Source organism: Polyangium sp. 15x6, from assembly GCF_029960785.1.
Lineage (GTDB): Bacteria > Myxococcota_A > Polyangia > Polyangiales > Polyangiaceae > Polyangium.
In genome coordinates this window covers 1-5,917 of sequence record NZ_JASBQE010000209.1, presented here as the reverse complement: position 1 = coordinate 5,917, position 5,917 = coordinate 1, and the positions used below count along the sequence as shown (strand labels likewise).

Annotated in this window: 6 protein-coding genes; 5 read left to right on the top strand and 1 reads right to left on the bottom strand. The window is 69.3% G+C overall.

Going from position 1 to position 5,917, the window contains the following annotated elements; genetic code table 11:
* Nucleotides 1-1,402: serine/threonine-protein kinase (locus tag QHF83_RS52715; protein ID WP_282425773.1), on the bottom strand; the 1,402-nt coding region annotated here is incomplete at its 3' end.
* 36 nt (nt 1,403-1,438) lie between these two features.
* Here QHF83_RS52715 and QHF83_RS52710 point away from each other — a divergent pair.
* The 5 genes from QHF83_RS52710 (at nt 1,439) to QHF83_RS52690 (ending at nt 5,890) form a co-directional block, all read left to right on the top strand.
* A complete protein-coding gene (locus QHF83_RS52710; RefSeq protein WP_282425772.1) occupies nt 1,439-2,689 on the top strand; it encodes a hypothetical protein in 1,251 nt (416 codons plus the stop codon).
* Nucleotides 2,686-3,279 (top strand): hypothetical protein, encoded by a 594-nt coding sequence (locus QHF83_RS52705; protein ID WP_282425771.1) that lies wholly within the window; start codon nt 2,686-2,688, stop codon nt 3,277-3,279. Before QHF83_RS52710 ends, QHF83_RS52705 begins: the two co-directional genes overlap by 4 nt.
* A gap of 374 nt (nt 3,280-3,653) precedes the next feature.
* The gene (locus QHF83_RS52700) at nt 3,654-4,259 is read left to right on the top strand and encodes a sigma-70 family RNA polymerase sigma factor (protein ID WP_282425770.1); all 606 of its coding nucleotides are present in this window, start codon (nt 3,654-3,656) and stop codon (nt 4,257-4,259) included.
* Nucleotides 4,246-4,986, top strand: a complete 741-nt coding sequence (locus tag QHF83_RS52695; protein WP_282425769.1) for a hypothetical protein — start codon at nt 4,246-4,248, stop codon at nt 4,984-4,986. Before QHF83_RS52700 ends, QHF83_RS52695 begins: the two co-directional genes overlap by 14 nt.
* A complete protein-coding gene (locus QHF83_RS52690; RefSeq protein ID WP_348980545.1) occupies nt 4,964-5,890 on the top strand; it encodes a DUF2470 domain-containing protein in 927 nt (308 codons plus the stop codon). Before QHF83_RS52695 ends, QHF83_RS52690 begins: the two co-directional genes overlap by 23 nt.
* The last annotated feature ends 27 nt before the right edge of the window (nt 5,891-5,917 follow it).

The window sequence follows — 5,917 nt, the reverse complement described above, 5'->3', positions numbered from 1 at the left end:
CGGGCGTCGCTGCCACGGGCGCGGGTGCGGGCGTCGCTGCCACGGGCGCGGGCGCCGGGGTCGGCGTGGTCGTGGGCTTCGGCGGGACCACGGGCCCCGTCTTCGGCGCGACCGCGGCCGGCGTGGGCGTGGCCGCGGGCCCGGGCTTCGGCACGACCACCGGCGCGGCGAGCCCGGCCTTCGACACGGGACCCGTCTTCGGCTCCGGAATGACGGCCTTCGCCGGCTCGGCTACGCCGGGCGAGGACTTCGACACCTGCAGCTTCAGCGGGAGCCCCGTCACCGACGGGCGCAGCGGCCCTGCCGCGGCGGGCTTCGGCATCGGCTTCGGCAGCGGCTTCGCGCTCTTCACCGACTTCGACGAGACCGGCGATTCGAAGGGCGCGATCTTGACGTCTCCCGTCAGCGGATCGGACGACCACGCGTCGATGAGCCGCATCAGCTCGCGCACGGCTTCACCGGCCGACTGCCAGCGCGCGGTCGCGTCGCGCTGGATGCACTTCGAGAACCACGGGTCGAAGCCCGGCGGCAGGTACTTCGCGAAGTCGCCGGCCCGATGCGTCGCCGCCGGATGCTCCTCGAGCGCGATGCAGATCATGAGATCCGCGTACGTGTCGACACCCCAGTACTGACCGGGTTGGACGCCCGTGAACGCCTCGTACGCGACGAGGCCGAGCGCCCACACGTCGGTCGACGCCTGCACCGTCTGCGAGATCGAGATCCCTTGTGTCGCGGCGAGGCTGCGCAGCGTCGCGCCGAGCTGCTCGGGCGCGGCGTACGCGGGTGATCCGATCTGCGTCGCGGTGCGTTGCTCGTGGCTCTCCAGCACCTTCGCGATGCCGAAGTCCATCACCTTGAGGAGGATCTGGCCCTTCCGATCGCGGGCGATGAACAGGTTGCCGGGCTTGAGATCGCGGTGGATGACGCCTGCGCCGTGGGCTTGATCGAGCGCGTCGGCGAGGTGTTCGAAGATCGTGTGCGCGAGCCGCGCGGGCAGGCGTCCGTGCTTCTTGAGGTAGCTCTCCAGCGTGTCGCCTTGGAGCAGCTCCATCGCGAGGTACGGGACCTTGCGCGCCTCGTCGACGCCTGCGTCGAAGACGTCGACGATGTGCGGGTTTTCGCCGATCCGCGCGCCGAGCTGGGCCTCTTTGACGAAGAGGTCGACGAACTCTTTGCGCGTGACCAAGTGCGGGTGCACGAGCTTGAGCGCGCACGCCTTGCCCGTGTTCACGTGCTTGGCCTGATAGACGATGGCCATGTTGCCCTGGCCGAGCCAGGATTCGACCCGATATCTGCGGGCGATCACGTCGCCAGGCTGGGCCAGCGTCCCTTCCGCCATGATGATGCCGCGCAGTATACGTCCGAGGCGCGCCGTTCCACCACCCTGCGAAACGAGAGGCACGCTCTTGTCGTCCCCGACGTGCTAGCAGGGATCGACATGGACACGCTGCCCGACACGGCCCCGGAGCCCCCGAAGGAGCCCCCGAAGAAGAGCCCGCGAGGGCGGCGGATCGTGGCTTTCGTGCTCATCCTCGCGGCGGCCCTCGGCCTCGGGGTAGGCCTCGGCCACCGACCGCTCGTCCGGTTCTGGATCGAGAAAGAGGCGCGGGCCCGGGGCATCGAGCTCACGTTCGACGACTTCACCTCGAGGTGGGGCCGCGTCGTGCTGACCGGCGCCACGGCCAAGCTCGAAGGCGTCACGGGCCTCTCGGCCGAGGTCCCGTGGCTCGCCGTGGACCTCGACGGCCTCTCCCCGACGCGGATCGACGCCCGCAACGTGGTCGTCACGGCCGCCGTCCCGCCGGGCGAGCGGCTCGAAGCCCTCGCCGCGTTCGATCGCCGCCACCCGGGCGCCCTGGATCTGCCGGCGACCGCGAACGTGACGGTGAACTGGGGCTCGAAGGAGTCGCCGTGGATCGTGCTCGCCGGCCAGGTGACGAAGGCGCGCGGCGACGCGGGCGCGTTCGAGGGCACGGTCGCGTTCGAGGGGACGCCCCTCGGCCTCGTCGGCGCGCGCTGGAACGGCAAGGATCCGACGTCGATCTGGCTCGGCGCGAAGGCGCCCGAGGCGGCGCCGCTGCGGCTCGCGCTCGACACGAAGTCTTCGCCGATGCGCCTCTCGGCGACGCTGCCGCCGACGAAGGTCGACGACCTCGCCCGCGCGCGCTCGCTGTCGGTCCCGGCGGATCTGCGCGGTGCGTCGGTGGAGGGGACGGTGGCGGTGACGCTCGGCGGTTCCGAATCGAAAGGGATGTACGCGGGCACGGCGTCGTTCGAGGTGAAGGGCTGGGTGCCGCCGCATCCGAAGGAGCTCGACGGGATCGTCTTCGGGAACAAGACGAAGCTCGGGGCGACGTTCGAGATCACGCCGAACCTCGTGGACATGCGCATCACGAAGGCGACGGTGGACGCCGGCGCATTCAAGCTGTCCGGTCCCGGGACGGTGAAACGCGAGGGCCTGTCCGCGCGGGTGAAGATGACGCTCGACGGCGCGGTGCCCTGCTCGGAGCTCGGCGCCTCCGCGGTCGGCGCGCACGTGGACGGGCTGATCGGCGACCTCCTGAAAGGCGTGGCCCGCGTGGGTCTCGGCGGCAGCGTGAATGTGCGCGTCACGGTGGACGCGGACACGAGGAAGATCGAGCGCGCGACGGTGGATCAGGCGGTCACGGTGGGGTGTGGGCTGCGATGAACCGCGCCGCCCCGCAACGAACCCGCGCGAGCTTCGCCCAGGCCGTGCTCCGCGAGGTCGAGGCGCTCGCTCCCCCCGTGCGAGCTCGCATCCTCGCGCGCACGGCTCCCGCGTCCCTCGCGACGATCCGCGGGGCCATCGGCGTACAATGGCTCCCGCCCGAGCCTTATTACGACATGGTCGAAGCGCTGCGCGCGGAGGTCGGTGATCCCGGCACACGTGCGCTCTTCCGGCGCTGCATGAACCGTTATTTCGAGAACCCGCTCCTCCGGGCGGTCGTCGACAGCTTCCTGCGCCGAGCCGGATTCACGCCGCAATCCTTGCTGCGCTTCGTCCCGCGCGGCCGTGAGCTCGTCGCCGAGAATGCGGGCCGGCTGGTCTACGAACACCTCGGCGAGCACGAATGCATGCTCCGACTGCGAGGGTTTCCGGCTGCGCATTTCCGGAGCGGGACAACGGTCGAGCTCCTGTCGGGTTGCTGGGAATCCGCGCTCGACTTCGCCGGGGTGGACGGGAAGGTCGAGATCCAGGGGCTCGATCTGGAGCGGGGCGCGTGTGATTTCGTGCTGTCGTGGAAGCCGCGGGCGTGACCGACGCCCCTCGCTTTGCGTCAACCCACGCGGATCATCGCGGACAGCGACGGTTGACGCGCGTCGACACGCGCCCGTCATCGTGATCAGCGTCGGTTGATCCCCATCAACCCCCCTCTGATCATCGTGATCAGCGTCGGTTGATCCCCATCAACACCCACCGGTCATCGTGGACAGAGCCGGCTGACGCTCGTCAAACACCCGCCCGCCATCGTGGACAGCGTCGGTTGACGCGCGTCAACACCCGCTGATCATCCTTTCCATCGACGGTTGATCCGCATCAACCCCCTCTGTCCACGCCATCCAGCAGTCCACCTCACACTTCCCCACCCCCGCATCTTTTCTGTCACCTCCCCCCGCCCGCTCCGTAGAGCATGGGCGAGCACCTCATGCGCCTCTTCCCCTGGCCCTGGGCGGACCCCGACGATCGGCATCGCGCTCTCCTCACCCGCGCCCAAGCGGGCGACCGCGAAGCGTTCCGGGCCCTCTACCAGGACCTTTACGACCCGGTCAGCCGCTTCGTCGGCCGACGCGTCCGCAGACGGGAAGACGTCGAGGACCTCGTCGGCCGCGTCTTTCACAAATGGCTCGAGCACCTCGGCGACATCGATCTTCGCCGCGGCTCCGTGCGCATGTACGTCCTCTCCATCGCGCGGAACGCCGTCATCGACCATGCACGCGCGCGCCGCGAGGGCACGCCCATCGAGGACGTCGCGCCGATCCTCGCCGACGATCGCGGCACGCCGCTCGACTCGCTCGTTCAGCAAGAGCGCATCCGTGCCCTTCGCGCGGCCGTCGCGGCGCTGCCCGATCACGTGCAGGAGGTGCTCGCGCTTCGGTATGGCGATGGCCTCGAGCATGCCGAGATCGCGGCGCTGCTCGGGGAGTCCACGGCCGCCGTCAAGCAGAGGCTCTCACGCGCGCAGCGGTCCCTCCGCGAAGTGCTCCAGGAAGGTGAGGTCGTCGATGTTCGGTTCTGATCGAGAAAAGGAGCTCGAGAAGGTCTTCGAGCCCGCGAGCGCGCCTCGCCCCGAGCACCGCACGGCGCTCGAAGCGTCGCTCCTCGCCACATTCGATGCGATGCCCCCGGAACGAAGGAGGAAACCCATGGAGAAGAAACACGTGTTGCGGAAAATGGCTTTCGGCGCGGCGATCGCCGCGGTGATCGGCGTGGCGGCTTGCGCGGCTCCCATGGAGGTCGACGTCGAGGTCGGCCGGAGCCTGACGATCACGTACGCGGAGGCCGAGGCGATGCCCAAGCCGCCCGAGGTCATGAAGGCCCTGGAGGGCTCGGTGAAGCTCGACAACGTGAAGGTCCGCGGTCGTCACGAGAACGGCGAGGTGACCCTGCAGATCGAGGCGTGGGGCGAGGACCTCGGCGACGAGCCGCTCGCCGACAAGCTGCGAGAAGCCATGCCCGTGCTCGCGTCGGCGAAGATCACCGAGAAGCCGCTCTCCGGCAAGGTCGATAGCACGCTCGGCAAGAAGATTGGCCACGATCTCTTCAACCTCGACATCACCGACGACCAGGACGTCGAGGTGGTGCGGCAGAAGATCCTCGAGCAGCTCGCCGCGCAGGGCTTCGAGGGTCAGGTAAAGGTCGATGTGCAAGGGGACGGAAAAGGCGAGCGGAGGGTGAACATCGAGCTTCGCCGGGAAGAGGAGTGCCCACCGGAAGAAGCGGATGAGAAAAAGGCCGCGCCCTGATTCGATCGTTCGGTCGTCCCGCATCGAAGAAACCGGCGCGCCGTGTTATGACGGCCCTATCATGACGAAGGGCCGCGACGAGATTGCCGCCGGGAACGAGAGTGAAGGGAAAGGCGTGGACACTCGGTCCACGGCCGCAGGGACAGGTCCGTCCGGGGCCTCCCCACGCGCACCGAGCCACGCCGAACGCGCGCGCACACTCGCACGCGCCGCCCGATTCGGTTCGCTCGCCACGATGGCGCGTGATCCCGAGGGATTCCCTTATGCCTCGCTCGTGGCGCTCGCCACGGACGCGCACGGCCGCGCTCTCTTTTTGCTCTCACGCCTCGCCGAGCACACGCAAAACCTGCTCGCCCGTCCCGAGGCCTCCGTCCTCCTGCTGGAATCGCCTATCGTCGGGGACAAACTTCTCGAAAAAGGGCGCGTGACGCTCATCGGCGCCTGCACGGCCGTGCCGCCGGAGGAGGTGGCCGAATGCCGCGCGTCGTTCCTCGCCGCGCACCCGGACGCCGCGACCTACGCCGATTTCGCGGACTTTTCCCATTACCGCATCGAGCCGCGCTCCCTCCGCTACGTCGGCGGGTTCGGTCGGATGTCCTGGGTCGACGTCGCCGCATACGCCCGCGCCGAGCCCGATCCACTCGCCGATTTCGCGCCCCGCATCCTCGGGCACATGAACGACGATCACGCCTCGTCGATCCTCGCCTACGCACGCAAGCTCGCCGGAATCGCCGACGCCACGAGCGCGCAGATGACCGCCGTGGATCGTTACGGCATCGAAATGGCCGTCGAGACCCCCTCGGGCGAGCGCCGCGCGCGGCTCGCGTTCGACACGGAGATCCGAACCCGCGAGGAGGTGCGCAAAGCGCTCATCGAGATGGCGGGGCGCGCCGGCGAAGACTGAGAGCGCGGGGGGGTGGCCCCCACCCCC